Below are 15,420 nucleotides of genomic sequence, written 5' to 3'. Positions count from 1 at the left end.
GGTGCCCGGGCGTTGCATGGATCTGGTGTGTGGCGGTTGCTCGGTTCGGCATCCGGATGCCACGCATAAACGCTGTTCGCGACCATAAACGCCGTGTGCACGTGTTTCTGCGCGCGGAGAGCGTTTATGCGTCGCCGGACCCACGGGGGCGTCGCTCGATCGACGAAGTGCGACGAGCGGGGTCCGGATGCCGGGAACTCAGCCCGCGGCGACCTCCGCGGCGCGGCGCTCGCCACTCGGCGTCGAACGGATCGGGTGCCCGGTGGTCGTCAGGCACCGGCCCGTCGCGAGGTCCCACTTCCAGTCGTGCAGCGAGCACGTCAGCACGCCGTCCTCGATCTTGCCGGTCTTGGTGAGGTCGGCGCGCAGGTGCGGGCACCGGCGCTGGACGGTCCAGCCGTCGATCTCGGCATCCTCGGTCTGGTCGCTCTGCTCGGCGTACCAGTTCTCGACGTACTCGATGCGGTCGCGCGAGAGGCACTTGAGGAACGTCGTGAGGAACTCGTTGAACTTGCCCGATCGGCCCACCTCGAACTGCATCGACAGGAAGATCGAGTTCGACCAGTCGATCTCGTGGTCGCGGATGTTGGTCGACACGAGGTCGGCGGGGATCGTGTACCAGTAGATGCACTCCTCCCCCGCGTACTCGCGCAGCTTCGCCTTGGGGAAGTCCACGACCATGTCGAGTTCGCCGATGCGGAAGCGCACCATCCCGCCCACGCCGTTGCGGATCGTCCGGGCGCGGCGCAGCAGCGGCTCCCACCATTCCTTCAGCGCCGCGAGCATCTCGGCCGGCGGGATGATCTCGGCACGGGATGCCTCTTCCGCCTGGATCTCGGCCTGACGGCTGTCGCGCTGCTCGGCGAGGTAGTTCCACTTGTCACCGAACACGCGCTCGATCTCGGCATCCGTGTACAGGGTCTGCGTCACGGTGACGTCGGAGCCCCGCACCTCGACCTCGGTGCCCGGCAGGAACAGGTACCCCTTCTGGTCGGGGCGCTGTTCCTTCATGTGCGCGAGGAACTCGCGCTGATCGGTGAAGATCGAGTCGTTCTCGAGGCCCGTGCCGTTGTAGCGGAACAGCTCCTCGCGCAGGAACATCGGCGGGCCGGCCATGGGGAAGACGTGCTCGGCATCCACCTTCTCGATGTAGTACATCGCGCGCTTGTTCTGCGCGTCGCGCTTGAGCTGCGCGAAGTTCTGCTTGGCGTCCTGCGGCAGGTCGTAGACCATGGGCCACCAGATCGCGCCCGAGACCTGGGTGAAGTACGCGTCGGGCTTGCCGAAGTCGAACAACTTCTCCAGATCCAGGGGGTGCGAGTCGTTCTGGTTGAGGATCGATGCCGTGCCGTCGTCGAGCGAGAGCGACGAGTCGCCGATGGGGCCGTCGGAGGGAGCGCGCAGCGGCGTCACCATGAGCTTCAGGTCACCGAACTGCAGGGGAACGCCCGCCTCGGTGCGCACGAGGTTCGTGTAGCCGAGGGCGATGAGATCCTGCTCGAGGTCGTCGGTCGGGTACTCGGGGAGGAGCACCTTGACGTCCTTCGGCACGTAGCGCTCGAGCATCGCCGGGTCGAAGTGGTCGCGGTGGCGGTGCGAGATGTAGAGGAAGTCCGCCTTGCCGAACCGCTCCCAGTCGAGAGCGCGGTTGTCGGGGAACGGGAACCACGAGCCGAAGAAGCTCGGACCGATGACGGGGTCGCAGAGGATGCTGCCGCCCGCCGTCTCGATGAACATTCCCGCGTGGCCGAGGCCGGTGATTCTCATGTCGCTCCTGTGTCGTGGACGGAACCTGACGAGTCTACGCGGGGGCGGCTGGAAGGCCGTGGGGAGTCGCGGCGGTTCGAGCGTCCAATGGATGCCGCGGACTCGCCGCCGCGGGTCGATCACGGGTCAGCGGTGCGCGAGCGCCGCCTGCAGGAAGCGGATGTTCTCCCCCAGGACCCCTGACGCGAGAAGCCCGGTTCCCAGGGGGCCGGAAGAGTCCTTTCCGAGCAGCGGAAGCAGCGACAGCGCCTCTGCCGTCGCGGTGTCCAGGTGGGCGACCTGCCAGGCGAGTTCGGCAGCCCCACCGCGGTCGGGGTCGGCGAGTTCGGCGGCCTTCGCCGCGAATGCCGCGGCGCCGAGGGCGTGAGCGCCCATGTGCCCGACGCCCGCCGCCTGCCCGGCCGCCCACGCGGCGGCCTTGCCCGCCGGGGTCGTCGCGGACTGGGATGCGCGTCCGGCCACGAAACGTCGGCGGATCTCCCCCGCCGCATCGAGCTCGCCCCGCGAGAAGGCGCGCGCTCGCCGGATACCGTCGCGAGCGCGGTCGTCGAGCGGAGCTTCCGCTTCGAACAGGGGCAGCACACGCTCCGCGCAGTCGGCCGCCCAGGCTGCCACCAGTCGGCGGTTGTTCTCGCTGAGCGATTGAGGGGAAAGCATCCGAGAACCCTCTCACACCGCAGGTCGGTGTCGCGCGGTGATCTCCGTGCCCGACCGGTGAGCACGCTCCACGGTCACGACCCCAGGAGCCCCCGGATGTCGGCCGCGTCGAGGGAAGCGGCGAACGCCTCGCCCTCGTCGATGACCGTGTCGAACAGCGCGGCCTTGCGGCGCTGGAGAGCGAGCACCTTCTCTTCGATCGTTCCGGCCGCAATGAGCCGGTACACGAACACGCTCTTGTCCTGGCCGATGCGGTGCGCGCGGTCGATCGCCTGCGCCTCGGCCGCGGGGTTCCACCACGGGTCGAGCACGAAGACGTACTCGGCCTCGGTCAGGGTCAGCCCGAAACCGCCGGCCTTGAGGCTGATCAGGAACACCGGCGCCTCCCCCGTGCGGAAGCCCGCCACCACGTCACCGCGCCGGGCGGTGCTGCCGTCGAGGTGGGCGTAGGCGAGGCCCGCGGCATCCAATCTCTCGGCCGCCATGTCGAGGAACGACGTGAACTGGCTGAAGACGAGGGCGCGGTGTCCCTCCGCGGCGACCTCGACGAGACGCTCGAGCAGCACGTCGAGCTTCGCCGACCCCAGGTGCGCGTCACGTTCGTCGACGAGACCGGGGGCGAGCGCGAGCATGCGCAGCAGGGTCAGCGAACGGAACACGATGAAGCGCTGGCGGTCGAGGTCGTCGAGCAGCCCGAGTACTTTCTGACGCTCGCGCTGCAGCACCCGGTCGTACACCGCGCGGTGCGCCGGGCCGAGGGGTACGGCGATCTCCTGCTCCTGCTTCGGCGGGAGATCGGATGCCACCACGTCCTTCGTGCGGCGGAGGAGGAACGGCCGCACCCGGCGCCGGAGACGCTCGAGGGTCTTCTCGCGGTGCTCCCCCGCGGCCGCGGCAGACAGGGCGGTGGGCGCATCCGACGGTAGCTGCTCGATCGCGCGCGTGTAATCCTCGCGGAACTGACGGATCGAGGGGAACAGCCCCGGAGCCGTCAGCGCGAGGAGGGCCCACAGATCGTCGAGCCCGTTCTCGATCGGGGTGCCGGTGGCCGCGAACACCGCGTCGGTGCGCAGGGCGGCGATCGCGCGATGGATACGCGTCGCCGGGTTCTTCACGAACTGCGCCTCGTCGAGCACCACCCCCGACCAGTGCGGTGCGGCGAACTCGTCGGCATCCGTCCGCACGACGCCGTAGGACGCGACGACGAGGTCGACGTCGCCCGCGATCTCGGCGATGGACCTCTCGCGGCGCACCGCGGTCGCTTCGACGACCGCGACCCGCAGGCCCGGGGCGAAACGTGCGGCCTCGTCGCGCCAGGTCGGCAGCACCGACGTCGGCGCGACGACGAGCCACGGTCGAGCGTCGCCGCGGGTGCGGCTGTGAGCGATGACCGCGAGCAACTGCAGCGTTTTTCCGAGGCCCATGTCGTCGGCCAGGATGCCGCCGAGCCGGTGGGCGTGCAGGAGCGCGAGCCACGAGAGCCCCTCGCGCTGGTACGGGCGCAACTCCGCTCGGAATCCTGGCGGCGTGGACACTCGCGGCACGTCGGCGATGTCGCGGAGCGCTCGTGCCAGCTGCCGCCACTCGACCGCCGCCTCGGACTGGTCGGCGAGGTCTTCGAACTCGGCCCACAGGGCGAGGTGCGTGCGGGGCAGGCGCGGTCCGGTCTCCCATTCGTCGAGCGCCGCGGCCTCCTCGAGCAGCTCGCGAAGCCTCTGCAGAGCCGGGTGCGCGAGCGAGAACCAGGCGCCGTCCGACAGCTTGATCCGCGTGCGACCCCGCGACAGGGCGCTGAAGAGCACGCCGAAGGGGATGAGACGGCCGTCGATCGTCACGACGATGCCGAGGTCGAGCCAGTCGCGGTCGAGAGACTCCACCGCGGTGATCCGCAGGGACGGATCCCCCCGTAGCTCACGGAAGGTCGGCTGCGTGCCCCGAGTGCGCACGCGCACCTCGTCGAGCACGTCGAGAGCGGGCAGCACGCGGGACCCGAAGACCGCGGCGTCCGCGTCGCGCAGGAGAGCCTTCGGCATCAGGGGCAGGTCGGATGCCGCGATCCACGCCGTCTCGAACCGCTCGCCGATCTGCGCCTCGGCGCGCGCATCGCGCTCGACGTGGTCGCTCTGGTCGTCGTACGCGGTTCGGAAGCCGCCCGGATACACCCAGTCGAGCCGGTACTGCACGGCGTCGTCGTCGAGGTACGAGACCTCCACGGTCAGCGTCGGACGCGCCGGCGGCGGGGGCGGCACTCCGGCGCCGACCGAGAGCGGAGCGCGGAGGGCGAGGCGCGGATACATCTCGGCCACGAACTCCGTCGCTTCGGCGGCGACGACATCGACGACCCTGCCGCCGATCAGCGCGGGGAGCGGCGACGGAAGGTCGACGGCCGCCAGGACGATCGGCACCGGGTCGCGGTCGACTTCGAACGCGAACACCCCCGACGTGCCCACGGCCCGCGCGTGCGCGGCATCCACGGGACGCCCGTCGATCTCGAGATCGGCCGAGACGCGCAGCGCTCCCCCGCCGACCGCGTCGAGCGCCACCCGCGCCGTCGCCGTGCGCGCGAGGCGCACCGTCTGCTGCGCGTGCATCGGGACGATCCGGATGCCGAGCCCCTCGGCCGCGGCCAGGTGCGGCCACAGCAGGGGCGAGTCGACGGCCTCGAGGGCGATCGTGTCGCCGGAGGGAGCGAACGGTCCGGCGGTCCGGAGAGCCTGGGCGAGGGCGTGGAGCTCGGCGAACCACCGCACGTGCGCGGGGTCGAAGCGGGCGGTGGATCGACGGACGGCGTCCCACGTGGCATCCGCTCGGATCCACGCCTCGCGCGCGCCTCGCACGAGGGGACGCGCGACGAGCTGCAGGTCGTCTTGGCGGCGCGCGAGCATGCGCGGGGTCACCGGCACGACTGCCCGCGCCTCCCACCGAGCGGGGTCGTAGGCCTCGCGCTGGCGCAGCTCGACGCCGAGGGCGAGCGGCTCATAGGCGGCCGGCTCGCCCCCGGGGAGGAGGTCGCGCCAGGAGGTCACGGGAGCATCCTGCCGGAGGCATCCGACATCGCCGGTCGGGTGAGCGGGCTCGCGTCGCGGTTCGCGGGGGTCCCGGACCACGCATAAACGCGATTCGCGCACAGAAACACGCTGTGCTCGCGTTTCTGTGCGCGAATCGCGTTTATGCGCGAGTTGCGGCCGCGCCCGCACGCTGTCTCACGGCCACGCCCGCACGCTGCCGACTCGCGCCCGCACGCCATCGACTCGCGCCCGCACGCCGCCGACTCGCCACCGCGCGCACACACCGCCGTCCCGCGCACCCCGAAACGCTGCGACGCGGCCACCGACGAAACGTCGGGGCCGCGTCGGAACACGTCGAGAGGGCTCAGGACGAGCGCGCGATCCGTGCCAGCACGCCGTGCACGAACGAGCCGGAGTCGTCGGTCGAGAACTCCTTCGCCAGCTCCACGGCCTCGTCGATCGCGACGGCCGTGGGGACCTCGTCGTTGTAGAGGATCTCCCACGTGCCGATCCGCAGCAGGGCCCGGTCGACGGCGGGCATGCGCTGCAGCGACCAGTCCTTCGCGAAGGTGGTGATCTGCTCGTCGATCGCGTCGCGGTTGTCGATCACGCCGTCGACGATGTCGCGGGCGTACAGCCAGGACGCCTGGCGGTCGGGCTCGGAAGAGGCGCGCTTCGCCTCGGCGGCCAGCATGATCGGCAGTTCCTCGCCGCGCACGTCGGCCTGGAAGAGGATGTCGAGGGCGCGCTTGCGCGCCTTTGTGCGGGCGGACAAGGTCAGCTGATGCGGCCGAGGTACTCGCCCGTGCGAGTGTCGACCTTGATCTTCGTGCCGGTCTCGAGGAACAGCGGTACCTGCATCTCGTAGCCGGTCTCGACGGTGGCGGGCTTGGTGCCGGCCGACGAGCGGTCGCCCTGAAGACCCGGCTCGGTGTAGGTGACCTCGAGCACGACGGACGGCGGGAGCTCGATGTAGAGCGGGTTGCCGTTGTTCAGCGCGATCTGCACCTGCTGGTTCTCGAGCAGGAAGTTGGCGGCGTCGCCGACGGTGGCAGCGCCCACGGTGATCTGGTCGTAATCGGCGACGTCCATGAAGACGAAGCCCTCACCGTCGTTGTACAGGTACGTGAAGTCGCGGCGGTCGACGTTCTCGATGTCGACCTTGGCGCCGGCGTTGAACGTGCGGTCGACGGTCTTGCCGCTCATGACGTTCTTGAGCTTGGTGCGCACGAACGCACCGCCCTTGCCCGGCTTGACGTGCTGGAACTCCACGACGTTCCAGAGCTGACCGTCGATGCTGAGGACGACGCCGTTCTTGATGTCTGCGGTGGATGCCATGAGTGCCGGTGTTCCGTTTCGTGTGAGGGGAGGCGGCGCTCTGGCGCACACCCAGCGGTCGAGTCTACGCGATGCCTTGCTCGGGCGCGGGCGACCGCGCGCGACCAGTCGTCTGCGCGTGGGTCGGCAGCAGCGCGCTCAGCCGTCCGCGCGGCCGCTGATGACGTCGACGAGCAGGTGCACGGCGCGCGCGTACCCCGGGACGCCCTCGCCGATCACGTGCACGGCGGCGACGTCTTCGATGTACGAGAAGTGACGGAAGCTCTCCCGCTCCTTGATGTTCGAGATGTGCACCTCGGCGACGGGGAGAGCGACGGATGCCAGGGCGTCGCGCAGCGCGACGGAGGTGTGCGTGAGCCCTCCGGCGTTGATCACGATGCCCGCGCAGTCGAGACGGGCGGCGTGGATCGCGTCGATCAGCACGCCCTCGTGGTTGCTCTGGATCGCGCGCACCTCGAGGCCGTGCTCCGCTGCCGCCTCCGTCGTCACCCGCTCGACGTCGGCGAGCGTGTCGGACCCGTAGATCTCGGGCTGGCGCGTGCCGAGGAGGTTGAGGTTCGGACCGTTGACGAGCAGCAGGCGGCGGGGCGTGGTCATGTCGGGCACGTTATCAGCGCCGTCCCTGCGCGGTGAGGCGCACGGGGGCGGTACCGGCCCCGTAGCCCGCGTAGGCGTCGACGCGCTCGACGAACTCGAAGAACACCTCGCCGATCGTGCGCGTGTAGAAGTGCAGGTATTCGCCCGCGGCATCCTGGTCGTAGCCCAGGTGGAGTTCGCGCAACTCGTCGACGTCGGCCGCGCTCAGATCGAAGCGTGCGGCGATGTCGTCGTAGTAGTTGGCGGGCATCTCGAGGGGAGAGAAGCCCCGCGTGCGCGCGGCACGGGCGACGGCGCGGACGTCGTCGCAGACGAAGGCGACGTGCTGAGGGAGCGCGGCGCCGGCCCGCTCGGCGGCGAGGATCGGCGGGGCGACGTTGAGGGGAAGGCGCACTCCCCCGCCCGGCGCGACGAGGACGCGACTGGCGACGAGGCCTCGTGGACCCGGCACCTCGGTCGCGCTGTCGACGCGGAGGGCGAAGCCCGCGGTGTAGAACAGCGTCGCCTCTTCGATGGCATCCCACGGTTGGCTCAGGCTCACGTGGTCGACGCCCGCGATCGCGGTGTCGCGTCGTGGTTCGCCGTGCTCGAACTCCGCGACCCAGGCGGGCTCTCCCTCGTCGGCGGCCTGCGCCCAGTAGACCTCGGTGCCGTCGGGCGCGACGGCCCCGTCGAGACGCTCCTCGGTCGCGTACGTGCGTCGGTAGGCGCGCGGCACTCCGAGCTCGCTCATGCGGAGATCGACCGCTTCGGCGTCGTCGACCTCGAGCCCGATCGCGGCGAGACGCGGGTCCCACCCCCGAGCGTGCTGCTCGTTGAGGATCACGCGGGCTTCCCCCGCCGTCCACAGGGTCACCGGCTTCGTGCGGTGGCGTCCGCGCGAGGTGAAGCCGAGCTGCGCGAGCAACTCCTCGATCGCCGAGGTGTCTTCGGCCTTGACCTCGATGAAGTCGATTCCGGACGGAGCCGCCGAATCCGGGAGCATTTCCAGGTCGGGCGGCGCGTCCGGCAGGGTCCGCGACACCGCGTCTTCGAGCCAGCGCAGCGAGCGGCGTGCGTGCCGGGCGGTCCGGCGGGCATCGGTCTGCCGGAAGGTGTCGTTGAAGACCTCGAGCGACCAGGGTCCGGTGTATCCGGCCCGGACGATGCGGGCCGTGAAGTCGGCGAGGTCGAAGTCTCCCTCGCCCGGGAACAGGCGGTGGTGCCGGCTCCACGAGAGCACGTCCATGCTGAGGCGCGGAGCATCGGCGAGCTGCACGAAGAAGATCTTCTCGCCGGGGATGTCGGCGATCTCCGCGAGGTCGTGCCCGCGCGAGAGGATGTGGAACGAGTCGAGGCACACCCCGACCGCGGGGTGGTCGGCGCGCTCGACGATGCGCCAGGCTCGGCGGTAGTCGTCGACGAAACGCCCCCAGGCGAGGGCTTCGAAAGCGATCCGGATGCCATACCCCGCCGCCAGGTCGCCGAGGCGTCGCAGCTGGTCGGCGGAGACGTCGTCGTCGTCCACCGTTGCGGTGGCGACATTGCTGCAGCAGAGCACGAGATCCATGCCGAGCCGTTGCATGAGACGGAACTTCGCGTCCGCCCGCCGCAGCACCGCGGCGAACGCCTCTTCGTCGACGCCCTCGACGTCGCGCATCGGCTGATAGAGATCGAGGCTCAGCCCCAGACGTCCGGCCAGGGCCGCGATCTCTTCGGGGCTCTCGGGGGCCGCGAGCAGGTCGGGCTCGAAGATCTCCACGCCGTCGAAGCCGGCGTCGGCGCAGGCGTGGAGTTTGTCGGCGAGCGTCCCGCTGATGCAGACGGTCGCGATCGAGGTCCTCATGGCGGCCGAATGTACCATCTGGTACAAACCGGGTCCACTAGTCTGACCGAATGGCCGAGGCACGCAGGGACGCCGAGCGCACCCGCTCCGAGCTGCTCGCCGTCGCGACCGAGGTCTTCGCCGAAGAGGGGTTCTCCGGCGCCCGGGTCGACGACATCGCCGCGCGCACGCGCACGACGAAGCGGATGATCTATTACTACTTCGGCGGCAAGGAAGGGCTCTATCGCGCCGTCCTCGAAGAGGCTTACCGCGGTATCCGCGAGGCGGAACGAGCGATCGACGTCGATCACGCCGATCCCGTCGACGCCATCCGCGCGCTGGCCGAGCTGACCTTCGACCACCACGTCGGGCACGAGGCGTTCATCCGTCTCGTCGCGATCGAGAACATCCACCGCGGCGAGTTCATCCGTCAGATCGAGGGCCTGCGGACGCTGTCGCAGCCCGCGAAGGGGCTCCTCGACGAGATCCTCGAGCGCGGGCGGGCCGCCGGCGTCTTCCGTTCCGACGTCGACGCGATCGACGTGCACCTCGTCATCAGCTCGTACTGCGTGTTCCAGGTCGCCAACCAGTACACGTTCGGGCACCTCTTCGATGTCGACCTCGCCTCCCCCGAGCGCCGCGCGCACCTCCGCGCCGCTCTCGGCGACGTGGTGGTCGGCTGGCTCACGGCGCCCGCGCGCTGATCCACGCCGGCGCCTGCACGGGGCCCGCGCGCTGACCGACGCCGGCGGGTTGCCCCGCGCCCGCGCGTCGCGGTTGCCAGTGTTCCGTGTCCAAAACACCCGGACGCTTCGGGGATTGCTTCGGGTGTTTTGGACACCGAAGCCGCCGACGTCGGGCAAGCGGGCCACAGCGGCATCCGGAACTCCGCCGTTGACAGCTCGATCATGTCGTGGTTTCCTCTGAACGTACCGGTTAGTACATAACCGCCCCACGGACACGAAGGAGTACCGTGATCGACGCGCACCCCTACCTCGTCGGCCTCATCGGCACGGGGGTCCTCCCCTCGCTCACCCCGCCGATGCACATGGCCGAGGCGCGCGCCCTGGGGCTCACCTACGTGTACCGCCCGATCGACCTCACCGCGCTGGGCATCGACCCCGAGCGCATCGGCGACGTGCTGGCCTGGGCCGAACGTCTCGGATACGACGCCGTCAACGTCACGCACCCATGCAAGCAGAGCGTCCTCGCCCACCTCGATCGCATCGACCCCGTCGCCGCCGCTCTGGGCGCCGTGAACACGGTGCTCTTCACTCCGGCGGGGCGGGTCGGCTACAACACCGACACGACCGGCTTCGCCGCCGCGTTCACCGACGGGCTCCCGGATGCCGCCACCCGGCACGTCGTCCAGCTCGGCGCGGGTGGGGCAGGGTCCGCTGTCGCCGACGCGTTGCTGCGCCTCGGGACCGCTCGACTGACGATCGTCGACCTCGATCCCGCGCGCTCGGCCGCGCTCGCCGACGACCTCGGCTCGCGGCATCCGCTCTCCGCCGTCGACACCGCGACGCCGACCCGTCTCGGCGAGGTGCTCGACGGCGCCGACGGCCTCGTGCACTGCACCCCGGTCGGGATGGCCGAGCACCCGGGACTCCCCCTCGACGCCGCGCTGCTGCGCCCCGACCTCTGGGTCGCCGACATCGTCTACCGGCCGCTCGACACCGAACTCCTCGTCACCGCGCGCGAGCGCGGGTGCCGCACGCTCAGCGGCGGACGTATGGCGGTCCACCAGGCCGTCGACGCGTTCGCCCTCATCACGGGGACGCGACCCGACCCCGAACGCATGACCGCCCATTTCCTCGACCTGGTGGCCGCTGACTCGCCCGCCAGCCCCGCCATTCCTCGCTAAGGAGCACACCCCATGACCACCACCGCAACGACGCGGAAGACTCCCGTGAAGGCGGCCGCCGCCAGCTTCATGGGAAGCGCCGTGGAGTACTACGACTTCTTCCTGTTCGGCTCCGCCGCCGCGCTCATCTTCCCCACGGTGTTCTTCCCGTCGGGTGACCAGGCGGCACTGGTGATGTCGTTCGCGACCTTCGGGTTCGCCTACGTCGCCCGCCCGGTCGGCGCCGTCATCCTCGGCCACTTCGGCGACCGCATCGGGCGCCAGAAGGTGCTGATGTTCACGCTGCTCCTCATGGGCCTGTCGACGTTCGTGATCGGCTGCCTGCCCGGCTTCGCGCAGATCGGCTGGTTCGCGCCGATCCTGCTCGTGCTGTGCCGCCTGGCCCAGGGGCTCTCGGCGGCGGGCGAGCAGGCGGGCGCGTCGTCGCTCACCCTCGAGCACGCCCCCGACGGACGTCGTTCCTTCTTCACCTCGTGGACCCTCACGGGAACGCAGGGGGGTCAGATCCTCGCCGCGCTCGTCTTCATCCCCGTCGTCGCGCTTCCCGACGACATCAAGTTCTCGTGGGGATGGCGCGTGCCGTTCTGGCTGAGCGCGGTCGTCGTGATCGTGGCGTTCTTCATCCGACGGAGCCTCCACGAGACCCCCGAGTTCGAACAGGCCAAGGAGACCGGACAGATCGCCCGGATGCCGCTGGTCCCCCTGCTGAAGAACCACTGGCGCGACGTGCTCCGCGTGATCTTCTGCGCGTTCATCGCCGCGGTGTCCACGGTCTTTGGCACCCTCGCGATCGCCTACGGCAAAGAGGTCGGGCTCGCCGCGAGCGTGACGCTGTGGCTCGTCGTCGTCGCCAACGTCGTCGCTCTCTTCACGCAGCCGCTGTTCGGCAAGCTCGCCGACCGCATCGGCCGCAAGCCCGTCTTCATCTACGGCGCCCTGTCGTCCGCAGCCTTCATGCCGTTCTACATGCTGTCGATGGGGGCCGGGAACGACCTCCTCACCTTCGGTCTCGCGGTCCTCACGTTCTCGTGCGGGTACGCCGCCGCCAACGCCGTGTGGCCGTCGTTCTACGGCGAGATGTTCAGCACGCGCGTGCGCTTCTCGGGCATGGCGATCGGCACGCAGCTCGGATTCCTCATGGCCGGGTTCGCGCCGAGCATCGTCGCCGCCCTCGGTGGCGGCGGAGCGGGCGGCTGGGTCGTCATCAGCCTCTTCACCGCCGTCATCGCGATCATCGCCTCGGTCAGCGCCCTCACCGCCCGCGAGACGAAGAACGTGCCCACCGCGCAGCTCGGCCTCCGCGCCGAGGAGCGCGTCCCCGCGGGCGTCTGACCACGCGCCCGACTGCGGCCCCGTCTCCTCCGGGAGGCGGGGCCGTTCCTCTGGTGTCGCGGATCCGGAAACACTCCGCAGATCCGGACGCCGCGGCGCGATGCGTCCGGATCCGGCGACCATTTCCGGATCCGGGCGTACGTGCGACGTACGGGAGCGGGCCCGGATGCCATGGCATCCGGGCCCTGCTCGGAACCTAGGCCCCGACCTCCTGATACGCCGCGAACAGCAGCGACTCGTCCGGAGCCTGCAGCATGGTCGGCCGCGCGAGGTCGTCGAGCACGATGAAGCGCAGCATGCTGCCGCGGCTCTTCTTGTCGCGCTGCATCGTGGCCTTGAGCGTCTGGAACGCGCCCGCGCGATAGGTCGTCGGCAGGCCGAGCGACTCGAGCACCGTGCGGTGGCGCTGCGCGACGTCGTCGGACAGGCGTCCGGCCAGCCGTGACAGTTCGGCGGCGAACACCATGCCGACCGAGATCGCGGCGCCGTGACGCCAGCGGTAGCGCTCGGCGTGCTCGATGGCGTGCCCGAGCGTGTGCCCGTAGTTGAGCACCTCGCGCAGCCCTGCCTCGCGCAGGTCCTCGCCGACGACCCGCGCCTTCATGTCGATCGCCAGCTCGATGCAGCGGCGGAACGCGTCACCGCGCGGGTCGACGATCCCCGACGGATCGGCCTCGATGAGGTCGAGGATCTCCGGATGCCAGATGAAACCGGCCTTGACCACCTCGGCGAACCCGGCCGTCGCTTCGTTCTTCGACAGCGTGTCGAGCAGGTCGAGATCGCACACGACGGCGACCGGCGGCCAGAACGCCCCGACGAGGTTCTTCCCCTCCGCGGTGTTGATGCCCGTCTTGCCGCCGACGGCGGCATCGACCATGCCGAGCACGGTGGTCGGGACCTGTACGAGCGCGACGCCGCGCAGCCAGGTCGCCGCGACGAAGCCGGCGAGGTCGGTGACCGCTCCCCCGCCGAAGCCGATGACGGCGTCGGTCCGCGTGAAGTCGGCCTGCCCCATGACCTGCCAGCAGAACGCCGCCACTTCCACGCGCTTGCCGGCCTCGGCATCCGGGATCTCGGCGAGCAGCACCTGACGGTCGCCCATCAACTGTGCGCGCAATTCCTCGGCCTGCTTCGCCAGGGTCGGCGGGTGCACCACGAGCACCTTCTGCGCGCCCGCGGGCAGCACGTCTCCGAGCGAGGCCAGAAGGCCGCGGCCGATCGTGATGTCGTAGCCGGAGTCGCCGGCGACGCTGATGGTGGTGGTGTCGGTCATGCCGTCTCTCCGGCCGGCACACGGCGTGCCCAGGCCACGATGTCGTCGACGACCCGCGCGAGCGGGCCCGACGAGGTGTCGAATGCGATGTCGGCCGTCTGCTCGTAGACCGGTCGCCGTTCCTCGAAGATCCGCAACCATCGTGCGACGGGGTCCTCCCCGCCGAGGAGGGGCCGATCGTCTCCATGGATCCGGGATGCCACGACGTGCGGCGCCACGGTCAGCAGAACCACCCGGTGCTCTCGCAACCGCTCGCGTGTCATGGCGTCGAGGACCGCTCCCCCGCCGAGCGCGACCACGCCGCCGCGGCTCAGCGCCTCGGCAACGGCCTCGCGCTCGAGGGCTCGGAAGTGCGGCTCGCCGTGGGCTCGGAACAACGCCGGGATCGGGCCGTGGTCGCGGACGACGAGCTTGTCGGTGTCGGTGAACGGCGTGCCGAGGGCGCGCGCGACGCGGCGCCCGACGCTCGTCTTGCCCGCGCCCATCGGTCCGATGAGGACGACGGCCGAGGTCCCGGCATCCGGGGTCGTCGTCGCGTGCTCCACCGGCTCAGGCGGGGTCATGCGCGAGCAGCGCGGCGTCGGACGCGTCGCTCGTGCGCAGCGTCTCGGGGAGGTTCGCGAGGTACGACTCGAGGTTGCGACGCGTCTCGACGATGTTGTCGCCACCGAACTTCTCGAGCACGGCGTCGGCGAGCGTGACGGCCACCATCGCTTCGGCGACGACACCCGACGCGGGGACCGCGCAGACGTCGGAGCGCTGGTGGTGCGCCGCCGCGGTGTCGCCGGTCGCGACGTCGACGGTGCGCAGCGCCTTCGGGATCGTGGCGATCGGCTTCATGCCGGCGCGCACGCGCAGCACCGTGCCGGTCGACATTCCGCCCTCGGTACCGCCGGCGCGGTCGGACGAACGCGTGATGCCGTCCTCCGTGGCGAAGAGCTCGTCGTGCGCCTGCGACCCACGGCGCGTGGTGGTGAGGAAGCCGTCGCCGACCTCGACGCCCTTGATCGCCTGGATGCTCATGAGCGCCTGGGCGAGCTTGGCATCCAGTCGACGGTCCCACTGCACGTGCGAGCCGAGCCCCGGGGGCAGGCCGTAGGCGAGCACCTCGACGACACCGCCGAGGGTGTCGCCCGCCTTCTTGGCGTCGTCGACCTCGGCGACCATCGCCTCGCTCGTCGCGGGGTGGAAGCACCGCAGCGGGTCGGCGTCGAGGAGGTCGACGTCGTCGGGCGCGGGGATCACGGCGTCATCGGGGACGCGAACGGGTCCGATAGAGAGCGTGTGGCTGACGAGCCGGATGCCGAGCTCGCCGAGGAACGAGCGGGCGATGGCGCCGAGGGCCACGCGCGCGGCGGTCTCGCGAGCGGAAGCGCGCTCGAGGATCGGCCGGGCTTCGTCGAAGCCGTATTTCTGCATGCCGACGAGGTCGGCGTGACCCGGACGCGGACGCGTCAGCGCCGCGCCGCGGCCGCGCGACTTGTCGGAGAGTTCGACGGGCTCGGGGCTCATGACCTCGGTCCACTTCGGCCACTCGGTGTTGCCGATGCGCAGGGCGATGGGGCTACCGATCGTGTAGCCGTGCACGATGCCCGTCGAGAGCGTCAGCTCGTCTTCTTCGAACTTCATGCGCGAGCCACGGCCGTAGCCCAGGCGACGACGCGCGAGTTCCGCGCGGATCTGCGCGGACGAGATGGGAACGCCCGCCGGCATCCCCTCCATGAGGGCGATCAGTTCGGGGCCGTGAGACTCGCCGGCCGTGAGAACGCGAAGCATT

General features: G+C 70.5%; 13 protein-coding genes. 3 read left to right on the top strand and 10 right to left on the bottom strand.

Translation table 11 applies throughout. The annotated features are described in order from the left end of the window. Positions 1–198: 198 nt before the first annotated feature. The 7 genes from ACMW4R_RS14300 to ACMW4R_RS14270 all read right to left on the bottom strand — a co-directional run bounded on the left by ACMW4R_RS14300 (position 199) and on the right by ACMW4R_RS14270 (position 9,192). Positions 199–1,767 carry a Rieske 2Fe-2S domain-containing protein gene (locus ACMW4R_RS14300; protein ID WP_418300200.1) on the bottom strand — a complete coding sequence of 523 codons (1,569 nt, stop codon included), beginning with the start codon at positions 1,765–1,767 and terminating at the stop codon, positions 199–201. Between the two features lie 126 nt (positions 1,768–1,893). Continuing rightward, positions 1,894–2,424 (bottom strand): putative immunity protein, encoded by a 531-nt coding sequence (locus ACMW4R_RS14295; protein WP_418300199.1) that lies wholly within the window; start codon positions 2,422–2,424, stop codon positions 1,894–1,896. 74 nt (positions 2,425–2,498) lie between these two features. Continuing rightward, positions 2,499–5,450, bottom strand: a complete 2,952-nt coding sequence (locus tag ACMW4R_RS14290; RefSeq protein ID WP_418300198.1) for a DEAD/DEAH box helicase — start codon at positions 5,448–5,450, stop codon at positions 2,499–2,501. Positions 5,451–5,796: 346 nt separating this feature from the next. Then, positions 5,797–6,207: a transcription antitermination factor NusB gene (nusB, locus tag ACMW4R_RS14285; RefSeq protein WP_058595714.1), complete on the bottom strand. Its 411-nt coding sequence runs from the start codon at positions 6,205–6,207 to the stop codon at positions 5,797–5,799. 2 nt (positions 6,208–6,209) lie between these two features. Beyond that, a complete protein-coding gene (gene efp / locus ACMW4R_RS14280; RefSeq protein WP_013586614.1) occupies positions 6,210–6,770 on the bottom strand; it encodes an elongation factor P in 561 nt (186 codons plus the stop codon). Positions 6,771–6,908: 138 nt separating this feature from the next. Continuing rightward, positions 6,909–7,367 carry a type II 3-dehydroquinate dehydratase gene (gene aroQ / locus ACMW4R_RS14275; RefSeq protein ID WP_058595713.1) on the bottom strand — a complete coding sequence of 153 codons (459 nt, stop codon included), beginning with the start codon at positions 7,365–7,367 and terminating at the stop codon, positions 6,909–6,911. Positions 7,368–7,380: 13 nt separating this feature from the next. Next, complete coding sequence (locus ACMW4R_RS14270; RefSeq protein ID WP_058629514.1) at positions 7,381–9,192, bottom strand: sugar phosphate isomerase/epimerase and 4-hydroxyphenylpyruvate domain-containing protein; 1,812 nt, start codon at positions 9,190–9,192, stop codon at positions 7,381–7,383. Positions 9,193–9,242: 50 nt separating this feature from the next. On the opposite strand from ACMW4R_RS14270, the gene ACMW4R_RS14265 reads away from it, so the two are divergent. The 3 genes from ACMW4R_RS14265 to ACMW4R_RS14255 all read left to right on the top strand — a co-directional run bounded on the left by ACMW4R_RS14265 (position 9,243) and on the right by ACMW4R_RS14255 (position 12,370). Next, the gene (locus ACMW4R_RS14265; protein ID WP_058595711.1) at positions 9,243–9,875 is read left to right on the top strand and encodes a TetR/AcrR family transcriptional regulator; all 633 of its coding nucleotides are present in this window, start codon (positions 9,243–9,245) and stop codon (positions 9,873–9,875) included. A gap of 269 nt (positions 9,876–10,144) precedes the next feature. Beyond that, on the top strand, positions 10,145–11,038 hold the full coding sequence (locus ACMW4R_RS14260) for a shikimate dehydrogenase (RefSeq protein ID WP_058629513.1): 894 nt from the start codon (positions 10,145–10,147) through the stop codon (positions 11,036–11,038). A gap of 12 nt (positions 11,039–11,050) precedes the next feature. Further along, complete coding sequence (locus tag ACMW4R_RS14255) at positions 11,051–12,370, top strand: MFS transporter (RefSeq protein ID WP_363333620.1); 1,320 nt, start codon at positions 11,051–11,053, stop codon at positions 12,368–12,370. A 196-nt stretch (positions 12,371–12,566) separates the two neighbouring features. Here ACMW4R_RS14255 and aroB read toward each other — a convergent pair whose 3' ends face one another. Genes aroB through aroC form a run of 3 tightly spaced genes read right to left on the bottom strand, consistent with a single transcriptional unit; the run spans position 12,567 to position 15,419 of the window. Continuing rightward, positions 12,567–13,643: a 3-dehydroquinate synthase gene (gene aroB, locus ACMW4R_RS14250; protein ID WP_418300197.1), complete on the bottom strand. Its 1,077-nt coding sequence runs from the start codon at positions 13,641–13,643 to the stop codon at positions 12,567–12,569. Next, on the bottom strand, positions 13,640–14,206 hold the full coding sequence (locus tag ACMW4R_RS14245; protein ID WP_418300196.1) for a shikimate kinase: 567 nt from the start codon (positions 14,204–14,206) through the stop codon (positions 13,640–13,642). Before ACMW4R_RS14245 ends, aroB begins: the two co-directional genes overlap by 4 nt. Beyond that, on the bottom strand, positions 14,193–15,419 hold the full coding sequence (aroC, locus tag ACMW4R_RS14240; protein WP_418300195.1) for a chorismate synthase: 1,227 nt from the start codon (positions 15,417–15,419) through the stop codon (positions 14,193–14,195). Before aroC ends, ACMW4R_RS14245 begins: the two co-directional genes overlap by 14 nt. Position 15,420: the final 1 nt, after the last annotated feature.

This window comes from Microbacterium sp. S1037 (assembly GCF_048381605.1).
In the GTDB taxonomy this organism is placed as follows: domain Bacteria; phylum Actinomycetota; class Actinomycetes; order Actinomycetales; family Microbacteriaceae; genus Microbacterium; species Microbacterium testaceum_B.
This window is presented reverse-complemented; position numbering and strand designations above follow the sequence as displayed.